This is a genomic window from Ruminococcus sp. RTP21204st1_B2_RTP21204_210225, from assembly GCF_040914135.1.
GTDB classification, from domain to species: Bacteria; Bacillota; Clostridia; order Oscillospirales; family Ruminococcaceae; genus Hominimerdicola; species Hominimerdicola aceti.
The window spans coordinates 34,420-51,608 of the sequence record NZ_JBCPGA010000011.1 but is presented as its reverse complement, the minus strand read 5'-3'; the positions used below and the strand labels follow the sequence as shown (position 1 = coordinate 51,608).

The window sequence follows — 17,189 nt, the reverse complement described above, 5'->3', positions numbered from 1 at the left end:
TATTGACAAGTGGGTAAAAGTGTAGTATAATATCATGGTAAACAAAGCAGAACAATGTCCGTTCTCACCTTAAGCGCAGTTCTCTGTAGTAAAAAGGTCAACATGAATTTGCATATCAATGTGATTTTATGCGGGTACGGATCAGTTCTGTGCCCGTTTTATTTTATTTTTGGAGGTGCTGCGTCATTAGCAACAGGGAACATCAGATCAACGAAGAGATCCGTGATAAAGAACTCAGGGTCATAGACGTTGATGGAAATCAGCTTGGTATTTTAAGCGCTGACGAGGCTCTTAAAATTGCATTTGAGAAAGATCTTGATCTTGTAAAGATCGCTCCTCAGGCAACTCCGCCTGTATGCCGTATCATGGATTATGGCAAGTTCTGTTTTGAACAGACAAAGCGTGCGAAGGAAGCAAAGAAAAATCAGAAAGTTATCGAGATCAAGGAAGTTAGAATGTCATCTACGATCGACACTCATGATTTTAATGTAAAGGTCAATCAGGCTGTTAAATTCCTTAACGGAGGAGATAAGATAAAAGTTTCTGTAAGGTTCAAGAAAAGAACTTTGGCTCATCCACAGTTCGGTGAAGAACTTCTTGCAAAATTCAAAGACGCTATCTCTGAAGCCGGCGTTGTTGACAAGCCATCAAAAATGGAGGGACGCAATCTTGTGATGTTCGTTTCTCCGAAAGTAAACAAGTAAAATAATAAGGAGGATAAATACAATGCCAAAGATCAAAACACATTCTGGTGCTAAGAAGCGTTTCAGTGTTACCGGTAGCGGTAAGGTTAAGTTCCAGCACACAAACAAAAGACACAGACTTACTCAGAAGGATCACAAGCGTAAGAGAATCCTGCGTGGTGCAGCTTATGCAGATGATACTAACATCAAGAACGTAAAGGCTCTTATCCCTTACAAATAAACGAGTTGTAGGGAAAACAAATTTTAAAAATTTCAGGAGGTAATAACTATGGCTCGTGTAAAGGGAGCAATGATGACTCGTAAGAGAAGAAATAAGACTCTGAAGCTTGCTAAGGGATACTTTGGTGCCAAGAGCAAGCACTTCAAAATGGCTAAACAGGCTGTAATGAAGTCAGGTCAGTATGCATACATTGGAAGAAAGCAGAAGAAGAGAGATTTCAGAAAGCTTTGGATCACAAGAATTTCAGCAGCTGCTAAAATGAACGGTATGAATTATTCAACATTCATGAACGGCGTAAACAAGGCTGGTATCAATCTTAACAGAAAGATGCTCTCCGAAATAGCTATCAGCGATCCTGCTGGTTTCACAGCGATTGCAGAAAAGGCGAAGGCTGCTCTTTAATAGTCAAAAACACGCACGTTCTTGTAACCTGCGTGTTTTGTTGTATATTAAGGCAACACCATATATGACGCATTTGGCAATTAAATGATTAAATTTTCAGAATAAGAGGTGACGCAGTTTGCATATTAATAGTAAAGATAACCCTAGAGTGAAGCTTTTCAGAAAGCTTCTGTCGTCAAAAAAAGCTAGGGAAGAACATGGATTGTTTGCTGTTGAAGGTGCAAGAAACTGCGTTGACACCGCTTATGAAGCTGTGTGCGGAAGAATAAAAGTCCATTCTGTTTTCTATACTCAAACGGCCTTGACTAAGTATAAAAATACACTTAAAACTGATAGCCTTTTCTCGTGCGCAAGACCCGAAGATATTTTTGAAATATCTGATGAGCTTGCGAAAAAGATGACAGATGAGGGAAACTCTCAGGGCATTTATATGATCGTTTTTAAGGTTGATTTGCCTTTTGTGACTGAGTATATTGACAAAAACGGGAAGTATCTCGTGCTTGATAATTTACAGGACCCAGGTAATTTGGGTACGCTTCTAAGAACTGCCGATGCCGTAGGCGTTAGTGGAGTAGTTATGACAGATAATTGCGTTGATCTGTATAACCCAAAGGTGGTTCGTTCCGCTATGGGAAGCACTACAAGACTTGATCTTTTTGTAGTGGATAATTTTCTGAACGTCGCAACGCTTTTTGATGAGCTTGGCATCGTTACAAATGCTGCAGTTGTCAGAAACGGTGAAAATATCACAGAATTTGATTTTGATAGACCGTGTGCTGTTGTAATAGGAAACGAGGGCAAAGGTTTGCCTAAAGAACATTCAGACATTTGTAAAAATCGTGTGACTATTTCTATGCACGGCAACATAGAATCACTTAATGCTGCTTGCGCAGGCACAATCATTTTGTGGGAAATGTTTCGAGGTGGCAGTCATGGATAAAGAAAGACTTTTATTGTGGATAAGAGCGGTTCTGATTTTCACTCCATCGAGCAAACGTATATGGGAAGTTTCTGCAAATTATGATGATATAGTTGAGTTCATGACTGCACTCGATGATCATATGGTCAGCGGACTTAATGATAAAGAGCTGCAGAGGATAGGAAAATATAGTCTTAAAGACGCAGAAATCATAAAAAAACGCTGTGAAGAGCTTGGCATAAATATTTATTGTTACGAAAGTGAGGGCTATCCTGACAGACTTAAACGGATCGCAAATCCACCTGCTGTTCTGTATACTTATGGTAACCTTGACTTTTTAAACGATAAATGCGTTATTTCAGTAGTAGGCTCCCGTGAGCCGTCTGAATATTCTGTAAAGATAACGAAGCATATTTGCACAGATCTTATAAGAAGAAACTGTCTGCTTGCTTCGGGGTTTGCAGGAGGTATAGATCAGATCGCTAACAGGGTAGCTATTGAAAATAATAGTAGACCTATAGCTGTGTGTGGCACAGCTCTTGATTGTGATTACCCTAAGGGAAGTAATGAGCTAAAAAAACAGATCGCTGAGAATGGAGTAGTAATATCAGAGTATTTTCCGGGTTATAAACCATTTGGAAGTGCTTTTGTGAATCGCAATAGGATTCTTACAGGACTTTCAAATGCAGTGCTTTTTACTGAGTGTAGCAAGGAAAGTCATGGTCTTGATAATGTCAATCACGCCATATCTCAAGGAAAACAGGTATTTGTAGTACCGCCACATGATATCTATGACAGTCGATATTTCGGACAACGTGATCTCATAAGAAATGAGTGTCAACCTGTGTTCGGCGCAGAGGATATAGTGTATTCGCTTGGCAATGAAAGGTATCAATCTCTTAGACTTGTGGAAAGCCTGGGAGAGTTCACGCTTCCTGCTGAGGATTCTGCTATACTTAACAATGGCAAGCCTAAGACAGTGAAGCACAGAAAAAGCAAAAGAAAAGTGCCTGACAGCAAGACTGTTTCTGAAACAGAAGTGGTAAAGCCAACACCTGAGCCTGATCTGTCAGGGCTTGATGACACACAAAAGAGCATTTGCGAACTGTTAAAAAGCGGAAATATGCTTGCGGACGAGATAGGCGCAAAGCTTGGTATGGATATCTCTGATGTGCTTGCACAGCTAACGGAGCTTGAACTTTATGGCACTGTTAAGTCATATCCGGGCAAAATGTTTGGACTTTAATATATATTAAGAATGGAGAATAGATTTGTCTAATTTGATCATAGTTGAGTCACCAACGAAGATAAAAACAATTAAGCGTTATCTTAGCGATGATTATGAAGTTGTGGCTTCAAAGGGTCATGTCCGTGACCTGCCAAAATCAAAGCTGGGCGTCGATATAGATAATAATTTTGAGCCTAAATATGTCAATATAAAAGACAAAGAGGGCGTTATAAAAGATATAAAAAAGCTTGCAAAGAAAAGCGACCATGTTTATCTTGCAGGAGACCCTGACCGAGAGGGAGAAGCTATTTCATGGCATCTTGCATTGCTTTTGGGTCTTGACCTGAATGATAAAAACCGAGTAACTTTCAACGAACTTACTGAAACTGGTATCAAAGCCGGAATGAGCCACCCACGTTCTATTGATATAAACCTTGTTAATGCACAGCAGGCAAGACGTATCCTTGACAGGCTTGTGGGCTATAAGCTTTCACCTTTTCTTTGGAGAAAGATAAGAAAAGGTCTTTCAGCGGGCAGAGTTCAGTCTGTCGCAGTTAAAATGATATGCGACAGAGAAAACGAGATAAGGGCATTTGTATCTCAGGAATATTGGTCCATTGACGGAAAATTTTCTGCAAACGGTGAAAGAAAGACCTTTGCCGCAAAGCTTAATACAGTTGACGGAGAAAAGCCAGAGTTGAAAAATAAAGAGCAGGCTGACGAGATACTGAAAAGACTTGAGGGCGCCGAATTTGTTATCGACAAGGTAAAAAAGAGCGTTCACAGAAAATCTCCTGCCGCACCATTCACCACCTCGACTTTACAGCAGGAAGCGTCAAGACGTCTCAGCTTTCAGGCGAGAAGAACGATGAAAACCGCTCAGGAGCTTTATGAGGGTGTTGAGATAAACGATATGGGTCAGACAGGTCTTATCACCTATATGCGTACCGACAGCCTTAGAATTTCTGATGAAGCAAGAGCAGCGGCATATGATTTTATCAGAAAAAAATATGGCGATAAGTATATCCCTGACACACCGAAAAAATATAAAACTAAGGGCAACGCTCAGGACGCTCACGAAGCCATCCGACCAACACACCCAGAGGTAACACCTGATATGGTAAAGGCAAGCGGAGTGACGAGTGACCAGTACAAACTTTATAAACTCATTTGGGAGAGATTTATAGCTTCTCAGATGTCAAACTGCCTTATGGACACTGTTTCTGTTGATATCTCTGCAAATGGTTGTAACTTCAAGGCAACAGGCTATTCTGTAAAGTTCGACGGATTTACTGTTCTATATGAAGAGGCTAAAGACGATGAGGGTGAAAAGAAAAACGTGCTTCCTCCAATAAAATCCGGTGACTCAATAAAGGTGCGTAACCTTGAGGGAAATCAGCATTTCACTCAGCCTCCTGCAAGATACACAGAAGCGACCCTTGTAAAGGCGTTTGAGGAAACAGGCATCGGCAGACCTTCGACTTATGTTCCAACTATTACAACCATAATAAACAGGAATTATGTTGAGCGTGACGGAAAACAGCTTAAGCCGACTTCGCTTGGCGAAGTAACAAACCAGCTTATGAGCGAGCATTTTGATAAAATAGTTGATGTTAAGTTTACTGCAAACATGGAGAAATCTCTTGACGAAGTGGAAAATGGCAAGAAAAGTTGGGTAAAAACTTTGCAGGATTTTTATAGTGATTTTGACGAGGAATTGACTGAAGCCGAGGAAGCCATGGACGGGAAGCGTATCAAAGTGCCTGACGAAGAAACAGATCAGGTGTGCGAGCTTTGCGGCAAACCTATGGTAATAAAGATAGGCAGATATGGTAAATTTATGGCTTGCTCAGGTTTTCCTGAGTGCAAGAATACCAAGAAAATTGTTCAGGAAACAGGCGGAATTTGCCCTTACTGCGGAAAGAAAGTGCTTTTGAAAAAGTCCAAAAAGGGCAAAAAGTATTACGGCTGTGAGGACAATCCTGAGTGCAAGTTCATGACATGGGATGTTCCTACCGAAGAGAAATGCCCTAAGTGTGGCAGTACGCTTTTCCAGAAAGGCGGAAAGAACGGAATACTCATTTGCCATAAGCCTGATTGCGGATATGAAAGGAATTTATCTAATGGCGGTTAAGGTAATAGGTGCAGGACTTGCGGGCTGCGAAGCTGCGTGGCAGTTAGCCCAAGCAGGGATAGACGTTGAGCTTTATGAAATGAAGCCGAAAAAGTTTACGCCTGCCCATAAATATAAGGGTTTTGCAGAGCTTGTCTGCTCAAATTCATTGAAAGCGGACAGAATAGATTCAGCCGCAGGTATGCTAAAAGAGGAAATGCGCAGGCTTGGCTCTGTCACAATGGAATGTGCAGCTGAAACTAAGGTATCAGCAGGCGGAGCACTTGCTGTTGACAGGGAAAAGTTTTCCGATATGGTCACGGCAAAGATAATGGAAAATCCTCACATCACTGTTATCGAGGAAGAAGTCACAGATATACCTGATGGCGATGTTATAATCGCAACAGGTCCTCTTACAAGCGATGGGCTTGCAGAGAGTATCGGCAAAATATGCGGTGATTATCTGTATTTTCATGATGCCGCCGCACCTATCGTCACATATGAAAGTCTTGATAAGGATAAGGTGTTTTTTGCTTCGAGATACGGCAAGGGAGAAGCTGATTATATCAACTGCCCTATGAATAAGGAAGAATATCTCAGGTTCTATAATGAACTTATCAATGCGGAATCCGCTCCGCTCCATGATTTTGATAAGGAGCATTTTTCTAAGGACGGGTTCAAGGTGTATGAAGGCTGTATGCCGGTTGAGGTCCTTGCCAAAAGAGGAGAGGACACAATGCGTTTCGGTCCGCTGAAACCTGTAGGTTTGACAGACCCACGAACAGGAAACAGACCTTATGCCGTCGTTCAGCTTCGTGCAGAGAACGCAGAGGGAAGTCTGTATAACCTTGTGGGCTTTCAGACAAACCTTAAATTTGGTGAGCAGAAAAGAGTATTTTCTCTTATCACAGGACTTGAAAATGCAGAATTTATACGCTATGGAGTCATGCATAGAAACACTTTCATCAATTCGCCTAAGCTCTTAAATCCGCAGTTTAATATGCGAGATAGAGAAAACCTTTATTTTGCAGGTCAAATGACAGGCGTTGAGGGATATATCGAATCGGCGGCAAGCGGAATTTTTGCAGGGTTAAGCATGGCAAGACGTTTGCAGGGCAAGCCTGCGGTTACCTTGCCTGATACCACAATGCTGGGTGCGCTTTCAAAGTATATAAGCGATCCTACTGTGGAGAAGTTCCAGCCTATGGGATGTAATATGGGTATCCTGCCTGAGCTGCCTGAACGTATAAGAGATAAGAAATTGAAATATAAGATGATAGCTGAAAGGGGTCTTGCAGACTTTGACAAGGCTATTGAGGAATTTTAAGGAGAATGTTATGAACATAGTAATTGACGCTTTCGGCGGAGATAACGCACCTCTCGAAGTCATAAAAGGTTCAATTGACGCACAGAAAGATTTCGGAGTTGACGTTACTCTTGTTGGTGATGAAGAAAAAATAAAAAAATGTGCACAGGAAAACGGACTTGATATCACAGCTTTACATATCAAGCACGCTGATACTGTTATCGAGATATGTGAAGAGCCTACAGAAGTAATCAAGGGCAAGAAGGATTGTTCAATGGCTGTGGGCATGAAAATGCTTGCAGACGGCGAGGGCGACGCTTTCGTTTCAGCTGGCTCAACAGGCGCACTTGTAGTTGGAGCAACGTTTATCGTAAAGAGAATAAAGGGCATCAAAAGACCAGCTCTTGCAACAATACTTCCTACGGCAACGACGCCTACGATGCTTCTTGACAGCGGTGCAAACGCAGATTGCCGCCCTGAAATGCTTACTCAGTTTGGAATAATGGGTTCGGCTTATATGAACAAGATACTTGGTGTTGAGTCACCAAGAGTAGGTCTTGCAAATATTGGTGCAGAGGAGTCAAAGGGCAGAGAGCTGGAGCTTGAAACTTACAAGCAGTTGAAAAACGCACCTGTAAACTTTGTTGGAAATATCGAAGCAAGACAGCTTCCTATGGGCGATTGTGACGTATGCGTGGCTGACGGCTTCTGCGGAAACCTTATGCTCAAGCTTTACGAGGGCATGGCAAAATTCTTCTCAGGGGAGCTTAAAACGCTTCTGACTAAGGATACAAAGTCAAAGATCGCTGCTCTTATGGTAATGAAGAACGTTAAAGAATTCAAGAAAAAGGTAGACTACTCTGAGTATGGCGGAGCGCCTCTACTTGGTACTGCAAAGCCTGTTATCAAGGCACATGGCTCATCAAATGCAAGAGCATTCTATAACGCTATTAGACAAGCAAAACAATTTACTGAAACTAATGTGATAGACGAGATCACAACTGCTATCGAGCAGTTGAAAAGCAAACAGGAGATGTTATAATGGACGAGCAAAAGGCTCTTAAAGAGTTTCAGGAAAGAATAGGTTATCAATTCAAAGACGAAAAGCTCCTTTACGAAGCTCTTTCCCATTCATCATTTGCAAATGAAAACAAGAAGGCAAGAAATAGCAATGAAAGGCTTGAATTTCTTGGAGATTCAGTGCTTTCTATAGTTGTGTCAGATCACATTTTCGAGCATTACAAGCATATGCCTGAGGGCGAGCTGACAAAAATGAGAGCTTCACTTGTGTGCGAAAAAGCACTGTTTGAGTTCTCAAAGAAAATAGAACTTGGCAAGTATATCTTTCTCGGAAAAGGCGAGGAGATAACAGGGGGCAGAGAAAGACCGTCAATTATTTCAGACGCTTTTGAAGCAGTTATCGCTGCAATTTATCTTGACGGCGGTATCGAGCCTGTTTCAAAATATATACTTTCATTCATACCTGAAAATATCACTCCTGATGGAGTCGTTTTCCATGATTACAAGACTATTCTTCAGGAGATAATCCAGAAAAATCCTGAAGAGAGAATAGAATATCACCTTAAAGGCGAGTCAGGTCCTGACCATAATAAGAAATTTACTGTTCAGGTACTTTTGAATACGAATGTTATCGGCGAGGGTACAGGCAGATCGAAAAAGACCGCTGAACAGTTGGCGGCTAAAGAAGCATTGGAACTAATGGGCTATGGGGCACAGTAATATATCTGTCTTCGTGCCGCATATAGGCTGTCCGCATATGTGTGCGTTCTGCAATCAGCGCACCATAACTGGTACAGAGAAGATACCGCACGCTGATGATGTTAAACGTATCTGCACACAGGCAATGAACGAAGTCAAGGACGTTTCACAGACGGAGATAGCCTTTTTCGGTGGTAGCTTTACAGCAGTGCCGAGAGAATATATGCTCGAACTTCTTTGTGCAGCGCAGGAGTTTATAGGCAACGACAAATTCAAGGGTATCAGGATATCCACCAGACCTGACTATATCAGCACTGAGATACTTGACATCCTCAGAGATAATCACGTTACGGCTATCGAGCTTGGCGCACAGTCTATGTCAGATGTTGTTCTTGAAGCCAACGAGCGTGGACATACTGTTCAGGACGTCGAAAACGCTGCAAAGCTTATAAAAAGCTATGGTTGCTTTGACCTTGGTCTGCAAATGATGATAGGACTTTATAAAAGCAACCATGAAACTGAGCTGGAAACTTGGTCGAAGATAGCGGCGCTGTCTCCTAAAACAGTACGTATTTATCCCGTTGTTATCCTTAATGGTACAAGGCTCGGAGAGCTTTACAAAAGTGGCGAATATAAGCCTATGGAATTTGACGAGGTAGTGAAAATCTGTTCTTATCTTCTCACAGAAGCCGATAAACTTGGTATAGATGTTATAAAGCTTGGTCTGCACGCAAGCGAGGTCGTGGAGGAGCAAATGTTGGGCGGTTTTTATCACCCTGCATTCCGTGAACTTTGCGAAGGCAGAAATTACCGCAGGCTTATAGCAGAGGAGCTTGGAAAGCATGGCAATATAAGCGATATAGCTTCCGTTGTGATATCTGTACCAAAAAGGCAGATAAGCAAGGCAATAGGTCAGAAAAAAGCTAATATAGAATATTTCAAAGATCTTGGTGTCAATATAAAAATTGTAGGTCACGAGGGCAGCGATAAAATAAAGATAAACGAAATCATAATGAGGGGTGGTGAAAAATAATGTATCTTAAATCACTTGAATTGCAGGGCTTTAAGTCTTTTCCGGATAAAATAGAGCTGAAATTCAATAAGGGTATCACCGCAGTTGTCGGTCCAAACGGCTCAGGCAAGAGTAATATCGGTGACGCTATGCGCTGGGTAATGGGCGAGCAATCTTCCAAAGCCCTGAGAGGTGAAAAAATGGCAGGCGTTATTTTTCACGGCACTCAAACTAGACCAAAAGCGCCTTTTGCTCAGGTAACTATCACCATAGACAACGAGGACGGTGCACTTGAATATGACAGCGACACCGTGTCAGTATCACGAAAGCTTTACCGCAATGGCGACAGCTTTTACATGATAAACGGTAAAGAAGTAAATTTAAAGGATATCGTGGAACTGTTTATGGACACCGGTCTTGGCAGGGATGGTTATTCGATAATCGGTCAGGGCAGGATAGCAGATATCGTAAACGGAAAATCCAATGACCGCCGTGAGATATTTGAAGAAGCGGCAGGCATTTCAAAATTCCGTTCAAAGAAAAAAGAAGCCGAAAAAAAGCTTGCGGCGGCTGAGGATAATCTTTCTCGTATCAATGACATCATGGGAGAGATAGAAGGACGAATAGGTCCGCTTAAAGCGCAGGCTGAAAAGGCGGAGAAGTTCAGAGTCCTTGATGAAGAAAAGAGAAAGCTGGAAGTCTCCGTATGGGTGCATAAGCTCAACGAGTATATGAGCCAAATAGCAGGTTATGAGGAGAAGCTTTCTGCTGTAAAAAAAGAGTACGAGGTCATCACGCAGGAGCTTGAAAGCATTGAAGATGATATAAATGACAGCTTTGCAAAGAGCGCTGAAAAATCTGAGCTTGCTGACAGCTACAAAAATCAGATACATCAGGTGGAGCTTGAAAACTCTCAGGCACTGTCAAAGATCGCAGTATATGAGAATGATATTTCTCACCTTGAAGATAATATTTTGAAGCTTAAAGAGCAGATAAGTGAGTCCAACTCATCAAAATACTATCTTGAGGCTGAGCTGAAAACACGCAGACAGGAGCTTGAAGAACTCGACGAGAAAAAAGCAAAGCAGCAGGAAGCTGTAGATTGTAAGGAAAAAGAGCTTTCTGAGCTTATTGATAAAACTGCATTATCTGACAAGTCGGTAAGTGAAGCTGGAAGCTTTATAAATGAGCTTTACATGAAAAAGTCGGAAGTTTCATTCAGACTTGAAAATGCTAAAAACAACCTTTCGGATATTGATGAGCAGATCGAAAATTCTCTTGAAAGAAAAAAACAGCTTGAAGAACATTCAAAACTTTCTTCAAAGGAATTAAAGGAACTGCGTGAATCAAAAGGCAAAGCTGACGAAAACAAGCAGGAGCTTACAAACCGCATGAGCGGACTTGCAAAGCTTCTTGAAACTAGAAACACAAAGCTTTCAGAATGTCGCAAAAATCTCACAGATACGGAAATACAGCTCCGTGACGTTGAGAACAGGATAAAGACTATAGCCGACCTTGAAAACTCCATGGAGGGCTTTCAGTTCAGCGTAAAGCACATAATGAAAGCCTCACAGCAGGGTAGGATAAGCGGCATTTGCGGTACTGTTTCTCAGCTTATATCTGTTGAAACAAAATACTCTGTAGCCATTGAAACTGCGTTGGGTGGGGCACTTCAGAATATTGTTGTAAACAATGAGGACTCTGCTAAGAGAGGTATCAGGCTTCTGAAAGAGAACAGAGCAGGCCGTGCAACATTTCTGCCTGTTACGTCAGTTCGAGGAAACAGGCTAAATATGCCGCAACTTGAAAATGAGGACGGCTTTGTGGCTCTAGGCTGTGAGCTTGTTAAGTATGACAGCCAGTTTGAGGGCGTAATCAACAGCCTTTTAGGCAGGATATGTATAGCAGAGGATATCGACAGTGCAACCCTTATCGCAAAGAAATACGGCTATAAATTCCGCATCGTTACCCTGGACGGACAAGTGATAAACGCGGGCGGCTCATTCACAGGAGGAAGCGTTTCCAAACAGACAGGTCTGCTTACAAGAAAAAATGAAGCGGAAGCACTTGCTAAAAAGAAAACTGCACTTGAAAACTCCTTTACAGAGCTTAAACAGCAGGTTGAGAAGCTAAATCAAGAGGTTTCAAAATACACCGCTGATACCGAGGGATTAAGGGAAAAGCTTTCACAGGTAAACAGCGATATACTCCGTTTTGAAATGGAAATAAAGCGTGTTTCAGAGTATTATTCTGATTATGAAAACAAGCTTGATGAGATAGAAACATTTATCGAAACGCTGAAAAATAAATACAAGATAGTAAGTGGAGATATCGACAAGGCTCAGACAGAACTTTCAGAAATCGAAGCTGAGATATCTGATAATGAAGCCAAGCTTGCCGACTCTCAAAACGAGCAGGCAGAACTTAAAAATAAGCGTGAACAGCTCAGCGAAGAGCTTTCGCAAATGAAGATAATGGCGGCAGAATTATCCAAAGACCTTGATGCCTGCAAGCTTTCAATATCACAGCTTGAAGAAACTATCGGCGACAGTGATACTGACAGCGGCAAGTTGAACGATAATATCTCCGAGTGTGAAAAGAAAATAGCCGAGAAGAAAGAGCTTATTTTTCAGACCAAGCAGGAACTCAGCGGCGCTGACGAAAAGATAGCCGCTGCACAGAAAATGGCGGAGCAGGCTCAACGTGAGCATATTGAGCTTGACAATGCAGCAAACAAACTTCGCACCAAGCAGAAGCACAAAATGGACGAGAAGGAAACACTTTCAGGTCAGATTACAAGAGCGGAGGAACAGAAAAAATCTGTTACTGCAGGCTTTGATAAGCTTGTGGCACAGCTTTGGGACGATTATGAGCTTACAAGAAGCGACGCTGCAGAGATAGCCGAGGATATTGTGGATATAACGGTAGCTAATAGGCGACTCAACGAACTTCGTGGAAAGATAAGAAATCTTGGAAGCGTAAACCTTGGAGCTATAGAGGAATATGCAGAAGTGTCACAGCGACACGAATTTATCACAGGTCAGCTTAATGACGTAAATACGTCAAAAACAGAACTTGAAAAACTTATCGAGGATCTGACAGAAAATATGAAGAATATGTTCACCGACAGCTTTGAACGTATAAATGCGAACTTCAAGAAAATATTCACCGAGCTTTTTGGTGGTGGTCAGTGCGAGCTTATTCTCACAGACCCAAACAATGTACTTGAATGTGGTATTGAGATAAACGTTCAGCCGCCAGGCAAGGTCATAACAAACCTTATGTCCCTTTCAGGCGGAGAGCAGGCTCTGGTGGCTATTGCAATATATTTTGCGATACTGAAAATTTCGCCATCACCTTTCTGTCTTCTCGATGAGATAGAAGCGGCACTTGATGATGTGAACGTAAGTAAATATGCACAATATCTGCACCACCTTACAGATAAAACACAGTTTATCACCATTACTCACAGACGTGGAACAATGGAAGAGGCTGACGTTCTGTATGGCGTAACGATGCAAGAAAAGGGTGTTTCCAAGCTTCTTAAAATGGACGTTTCGGAAACACGTCAAATGAAACTTGAATAGGAGTGAAGAAATGGGATTTTTTGAAAAGCTGAAAAATGGTCTTAAAAAGACTAAAGACTCAATGATGGGCAGAATAGAAAGTCTGCTCCATTCATTCAGCAAAATAGATGAAGATCTTTTTGAGGAGCTTGAAGAAACGCTTATCCTCTGCGATATCGGTGTTACAACTTCTGAAAAGATATGCGATAAGCTCAGACAGAAAGTCAAGCAGGAGGGCGTTAAAGAGCCTGAAAAAATCAAGGATATGCTTAAAGAGATAATCACAGAAATGCTCGGTGAGGATCAGAAGCTCGATATGTCAACAACACCGTCAGTTATACTGGTTATCGGAGTAAACGGTGTTGGCAAAACAACAACTATCGGCAAGCTTGCTTATCAGCTTCATAAACAAGGCAAAAAGGTTATCGTTGCGGCGGCTGATACTTTCAGAGCGGCTGCTATTGACCAGCTCGAAGTGTGGACAGAACGTGCAGGGGTAGACATAATCAAGCACAACGAAGGTTCAGACCCTGCTTCCGTGGTATTTGACGCACTGGCGGCGGCTAAGGCAAGACAGGCTGACGTTGTTATATGCGATACGGCAGGTCGTCTTCACAATAAGAAAAACCTTATGGACGAGCTGAAAAAGATATCCCGTATAGTTCACCAGCAGGCAGAGGGCTGCGCTCTCGAAGTCCTGCTTGCGCTTGACGCTACAACGGGACAGAACGCAGTTAATCAGGCAAGACAGTTCAACGAAGTAGCTGATATAACGGGTATTATTCTTACCAAGCTTGACGGCACAGCCAAGGGTGGAATAATTATCAGCATAACCGACGATCTGCAAGTGCCTGTAAAGCTTGTTACAGTAGGCGAAAAAATAGACGACATACAGCCGTTTTCAGCAAGAGATTTTGTTGAAGCGCTGTTTGAATAATAGAATATTGGATTAGACACTTAAAAGTATAAAATCAGGGGGAATTTTTTATGGATAAGGTTTTGTTTGTAGTTGATATGCAGGAAATGTATGTAGGAAGGGGCAGAGATAAGACCACATACTCATATGATGCCGAATCACTTATCGACGCCATAAACAAGCGTATCTCTGCTTATAAAGCTGAGGAGGTCTTTTATATCGTCAGCTACAAAAAGGGACTTTTGGGTGGAGGAATGCCCAAAGAGGGAACACCTGCGGCTAGCTTTCCAGCAAAGCTGAAAGTTGTATCCAAAAATATTTATTCCAAAAGCAAGCCCGATGCTTTTTCAAACGTTGCTCTTGAAGATTTTATGAGAGCAAGGAATGTGAAAGAGATAGAATTTGTAGGTGTTGATGGTGGTATCTCCGTTATCAACACTGCAATAGGTGCTATTGAATGTGGAATGAAAGTTGTTTTCAACGAAGAATGTATCGGTACAGTTTTCAAAGATAAGGCAAACAAATGCCGTGAAAAATTAAAGAAAAATAAGGTAACTTATATACACAACTAAAGGAGAAAAAATGAAACTTGTTATTGCAAGCAACAATAAAGGCAAGATAAGAGAATATAAACAGATTCTTGAGCCGCTTGGTTATGAGGTGTTCTCGCAATCAGAGGCAGGTCTGATACTTGATGTTGAGGAAACAGGCACTACTTTTGCTGAAAACTCTGCACTAAAAGCAAGAGCTGCATTCAAGCTTTGCGGCTGTGCTGTACTTGCAGACGACAGCGGTCTTGAGATAGACGCCCTGGATGGTGAGCCTGGAGTATATTCAGCAAGATATGGCGGACTCGAAACTGATGATGAGCGTACCGCTCTTGTGCTTAAAAAAATGAAGGAAATACCTGATGATAAAAGGGGAGCACACTTTACCTGTACAATACACTTTATCAAAGCAGACGGTGAAGAGATAGCCGTTGAGGGAAAAGTATTCGGTAAGATAGCTCACGAGCCTGTTGGCGAAAACGGCTTCGGCTATGACCCTATTTTCATGTATGGGAACAAGAGCTTTGCTCAGGTGGACTCAGAAACAAAGAATACCGTTTCCCATAGAGCAAACGCACTGAAAGCTTTGCTTGAACAGCTCACAAAGCAGTAAACTGAAAGGATTTAGATTATGATTACAACTAAACAAAGAGCAGAACTCAAAGGTATGGCTTCGCTTATACAGCCTGCTTTTCAGATAGGCAAGGGCGGAGTTAATGACGCTCAGGTGGCACAGATAGACGATTATCTGAGAGTTCACGAGCTTGTAAAAATAAAGGTGCTTGACAACTCAATGTACACCGCAAGGGAAGCCGCAGAGGAGATCGCTGAAAAGATATCTGCTGAAGTCGTTCAGGTAATAGGCTCAAAGGCGGTACTTTATAAACGCAATGAGAAGCAGCCTGTTATAAAATTAAAGTCAAAGTAATGAAAATAGGTGTTTTCGGCGGCACGTTCAATCCTGTTCACTTAGGGCATTTAAATTGCCTTAAAAGCGTAGCGGAGCAGGCGAGTCTTGACAAGATGATCGTCATGCCTGACAGAATACCTCCACATAAGCAAGCGGAGGACTTAGCTTCCTCTGAGGATAGGTTGAATATGTGCAGACTTGCTTTTGCAGATATCCCATGTGTGGAAATATCCGATTGGGAACTTAAGCAAGAGGGCAAAAGCTATTCAGTGATAACACTCAGACATCTAAAAGAGATATATCCACATGATAAGCTGTTTTTTATAATGGGCAGTGATATGTTGCTTTCATTTGAAGAATGGTATCAGTATAAGGAGATATTATCACTTTCGGCACTTATCTGCGTTGCACGCTCGCATGAGGACATTGACCACATAGAGGTGAAAGCCAAACAGCTCAAAGCCGAGGGTGGAGAGATAATCATAGTAAAAACTGACCCATTTGAGGTGTCTTCAACTGAGATACGTCAAATGCTCAAAAAAAATGTTGATTGCTCTTGCTATTTGAGTGAAAATGTTGTACAATATATAGTGGACAAAAATTTGTATAACCGAGGTTTTCTAAGTGGCAGATAAAAAAACAATAGGCATTTATAAAGCATACCTAAAAGAACATTTATCAAAAAAGAGATACACACACTCTATGAACGTGGCAAATTCCGCTGTGGAGCTTGCAAAAAGATATGGTGCTGACGCAGACAAGGCTTATATCGCAGGACTTTTGCATGATGTTGCAAAAGAGATACCAGCATTGGAGCTTGCGGCTATAGTTTCTAAATCTTCACTTGATGTGTGCGATATAGAGAAAAAGGCTGTTCCTCTGTTTCACGGTATTGCAGGGGCAGAGCTTGTGCAGACGCTTTTTGATATTCATGATCCTGAGATAATCTCAGCTATACGCTATCATACAGTTGCCTGTGGCAATATGCCCAAGCTTAGCCAGATAGTATATCTTGCAGACCTTATTTCTGCGGACAGGGATTATAAAGACGTAAAGAAAATGAGAAAGTATGCCGAACAAAGCTTGGAGAAAGCAATGTTTGAGGCTTTGAAATTCTCAATAAAAGACTCAGTGGAAAAGGGTAATACTATCCCTGTTTCCACACTTGAAGCATATAATGATTTTGCCGATAATTCAAAATAAAGGAGATTTTTATGGATAATATTTCACAGAATGAAAAGCTGTCAACTATTGTTAAAGCTCTTGATTCAAAAAGAGCAGAGGACATCAGGATAATAGAGATCGGTGACCTGACTATAGTTGCGGATTATTTTGTTATAGCAAATGGTACTTCAAGCACTCAGACAAAGGCCCTTGCGGAGGAAGTTGAGTTCAAAATGAGCCAGCTTGGCATTGAACCTAACAGAACAGAGGGCTATCAGGGTGCAACTTGGGTCGTACTTGATTACGGCGATATCATAGTTCATGTTTTCTATAAGGAAACAAGAGATCATTACAATCTCGAAAGACTATGGTCTGACGGCAAGGATATCGACGTAAAGCAGTTCTTACCAGACGAGCCACAGGATTAATTTTGACAATTATAATTTAACAAAGGATTGATAA

Annotated in this window: 18 protein-coding genes; all 18 read left to right on the top strand. The window is 41.7% G+C overall.

Features of this window, described 5'->3' with window-relative positions; translation table 11 throughout:
• The first annotated feature begins 149 nt into the window (after positions 1-149).
• Positions 150-704 (top strand): translation initiation factor IF-3, encoded by a 555-nt coding sequence (gene infC / locus AB5123_RS06115; RefSeq protein WP_368364613.1) that lies wholly within the window; start codon positions 150-152, stop codon positions 702-704.
• A gap of 22 nt (positions 705-726) precedes the next feature.
• The gene (rpmI, locus tag AB5123_RS06110; RefSeq protein WP_022286867.1) at positions 727-924 is read left to right on the top strand and encodes a 50S ribosomal protein L35; all 198 of its coding nucleotides are present in this window, start codon (positions 727-729) and stop codon (positions 922-924) included.
• A 48-nt stretch (positions 925-972) separates the two neighbouring features.
• A complete protein-coding gene (gene rplT / locus AB5123_RS06105) occupies positions 973-1,326 on the top strand; it encodes a 50S ribosomal protein L20 (RefSeq protein ID WP_022286868.1) in 354 nt (117 codons plus the stop codon).
• Positions 1,327-1,444: 118 nt separating this feature from the next.
• Positions 1,445-2,266, top strand: a complete 822-nt coding sequence (locus AB5123_RS06100; protein WP_337811924.1) for an RNA methyltransferase — start codon at positions 1,445-1,447, stop codon at positions 2,264-2,266.
• A complete protein-coding gene (locus AB5123_RS06095; protein ID WP_195247067.1) occupies positions 2,259-3,491 on the top strand; it encodes a DNA-processing protein DprA in 1,233 nt (410 codons plus the stop codon). Before AB5123_RS06100 ends, AB5123_RS06095 begins: the two co-directional genes overlap by 8 nt.
• Positions 3,492-3,516: 25 nt before the next feature.
• The gene (topA, locus tag AB5123_RS06090; protein WP_046439302.1) at positions 3,517-5,607 is read left to right on the top strand and encodes a type I DNA topoisomerase; all 2,091 of its coding nucleotides are present in this window, start codon (positions 3,517-3,519) and stop codon (positions 5,605-5,607) included.
• The gene (trmFO, locus tag AB5123_RS06085) at positions 5,597-6,913 is read left to right on the top strand and encodes a methylenetetrahydrofolate--tRNA-(uracil(54)-C(5))-methyltransferase (FADH(2)-oxidizing) TrmFO (RefSeq protein WP_117923676.1); all 1,317 of its coding nucleotides are present in this window, start codon (positions 5,597-5,599) and stop codon (positions 6,911-6,913) included. The genes topA and trmFO overlap by 11 nt, the downstream gene beginning before the upstream one ends.
• 10 nt (positions 6,914-6,923) lie before the next feature.
• A complete protein-coding gene (gene plsX / locus AB5123_RS06080) occupies positions 6,924-7,934 on the top strand; it encodes a phosphate acyltransferase PlsX (RefSeq protein WP_022286873.1) in 1,011 nt (336 codons plus the stop codon).
• A complete protein-coding gene (rnc, locus tag AB5123_RS06075; protein ID WP_022286874.1) occupies positions 7,934-8,632 on the top strand; it encodes a ribonuclease III in 699 nt (232 codons plus the stop codon). Before plsX ends, rnc begins: the two co-directional genes overlap by 1 nt.
• Positions 8,619-9,644 (top strand): elongator complex protein 3, encoded by a 1,026-nt coding sequence (locus AB5123_RS06070; protein WP_278945929.1) that lies wholly within the window; start codon positions 8,619-8,621, stop codon positions 9,642-9,644. The genes rnc and AB5123_RS06070 overlap by 14 nt, the downstream gene beginning before the upstream one ends.
• Positions 9,644-13,210: a chromosome segregation protein SMC gene (gene smc / locus AB5123_RS06065; RefSeq protein WP_349197599.1), complete on the top strand. Its 3,567-nt coding sequence runs from the start codon at positions 9,644-9,646 to the stop codon at positions 13,208-13,210. Before AB5123_RS06070 ends, smc begins: the two co-directional genes overlap by 1 nt.
• 10 nt (positions 13,211-13,220) lie before the next feature.
• Complete coding sequence (ftsY, locus tag AB5123_RS06060; protein WP_038671958.1) at positions 13,221-14,126, top strand: signal recognition particle-docking protein FtsY; 906 nt, start codon at positions 13,221-13,223, stop codon at positions 14,124-14,126.
• Positions 14,127-14,176: 50 nt separating this feature from the next.
• Entirely contained in the window at positions 14,177-14,677 is a 501-nt protein-coding gene (locus AB5123_RS06055; RefSeq protein WP_022286878.1) for an isochorismatase family protein, read from the top strand.
• A gap of 10 nt (positions 14,678-14,687) precedes the next feature.
• Positions 14,688-15,266 (top strand): RdgB/HAM1 family non-canonical purine NTP pyrophosphatase, encoded by a 579-nt coding sequence (gene rdgB / locus AB5123_RS06050; RefSeq protein ID WP_022286879.1) that lies wholly within the window; start codon positions 14,688-14,690, stop codon positions 15,264-15,266.
• Between the two features lie 18 nt (positions 15,267-15,284).
• On the top strand, positions 15,285-15,581 hold the full coding sequence (locus tag AB5123_RS06045; protein WP_022286880.1) for a YhbY family RNA-binding protein: 297 nt from the start codon (positions 15,285-15,287) through the stop codon (positions 15,579-15,581).
• Positions 15,581-16,198: a nicotinate (nicotinamide) nucleotide adenylyltransferase gene (nadD, locus tag AB5123_RS06040; protein WP_022286881.1), complete on the top strand. Its 618-nt coding sequence runs from the start codon at positions 15,581-15,583 to the stop codon at positions 16,196-16,198. The genes AB5123_RS06045 and nadD overlap by 1 nt, the downstream gene beginning before the upstream one ends.
• The gene (gene yqeK / locus AB5123_RS06035) at positions 16,188-16,766 is read left to right on the top strand and encodes a bis(5'-nucleosyl)-tetraphosphatase (symmetrical) YqeK (protein WP_022286882.1); all 579 of its coding nucleotides are present in this window, start codon (positions 16,188-16,190) and stop codon (positions 16,764-16,766) included. Before nadD ends, yqeK begins: the two co-directional genes overlap by 11 nt.
• An 11-nt stretch (positions 16,767-16,777) precedes the next feature.
• Entirely contained in the window at positions 16,778-17,155 is a 378-nt protein-coding gene (gene rsfS, locus AB5123_RS06030; RefSeq protein ID WP_117857270.1) for a ribosome silencing factor, read from the top strand.
• The last annotated feature ends 34 nt before the right edge of the window (positions 17,156-17,189 follow it).

Excerpts from the sequence above, each read along its gene's own strand:
- rpmI (WP_022286867.1), top strand. The coding sequence starts at position 727 with ATGCCAAAGATCAAAACACATTCTGGTGCTAAGAAGCGTTTCAGTGTT.
- rsfS (WP_117857270.1), top strand. The coding sequence starts at position 16,778 with ATGGATAATATTTCACAGAATGAAAAGCTGTCAACTATTGTTAAAGCT.
- AB5123_RS06055 (WP_022286878.1), top strand. The coding sequence starts at position 14,177 with ATGGATAAGGTTTTGTTTGTAGTTGATATGCAGGAAATGTATGTAGGA.
- rnc (WP_022286874.1), top strand. The coding sequence starts at position 7,934 with ATGGACGAGCAAAAGGCTCTTAAAGAGTTTCAGGAAAGAATAGGTTAT.
- nadD (WP_022286881.1), top strand. The coding sequence starts at position 15,581 with ATGAAAATAGGTGTTTTCGGCGGCACGTTCAATCCTGTTCACTTAGGG.
- trmFO (WP_117923676.1), top strand. The coding sequence starts at position 5,597 with ATGGCGGTTAAGGTAATAGGTGCAGGACTTGCGGGCTGCGAAGCTGCG.
- plsX (WP_022286873.1), top strand. The coding sequence starts at position 6,924 with ATGAACATAGTAATTGACGCTTTCGGCGGAGATAACGCACCTCTCGAA.
- smc (WP_349197599.1), top strand. The coding sequence starts at position 9,644 with ATGTATCTTAAATCACTTGAATTGCAGGGCTTTAAGTCTTTTCCGGAT.
- rplT (WP_022286868.1), top strand. The coding sequence starts at position 973 with ATGGCTCGTGTAAAGGGAGCAATGATGACTCGTAAGAGAAGAAATAAG.
- AB5123_RS06045 (WP_022286880.1), top strand. The coding sequence starts at position 15,285 with ATGATTACAACTAAACAAAGAGCAGAACTCAAAGGTATGGCTTCGCTT.
- ftsY (WP_038671958.1), top strand. The coding sequence starts at position 13,221 with ATGGGATTTTTTGAAAAGCTGAAAAATGGTCTTAAAAAGACTAAAGAC.
- AB5123_RS06070 (WP_278945929.1), top strand. The coding sequence starts at position 8,619 with ATGGGGCACAGTAATATATCTGTCTTCGTGCCGCATATAGGCTGTCCG.
- AB5123_RS06095 (WP_195247067.1), top strand. The coding sequence starts at position 2,259 with ATGGATAAAGAAAGACTTTTATTGTGGATAAGAGCGGTTCTGATTTTC.
- rdgB (WP_022286879.1), top strand. The coding sequence starts at position 14,688 with ATGAAACTTGTTATTGCAAGCAACAATAAAGGCAAGATAAGAGAATAT.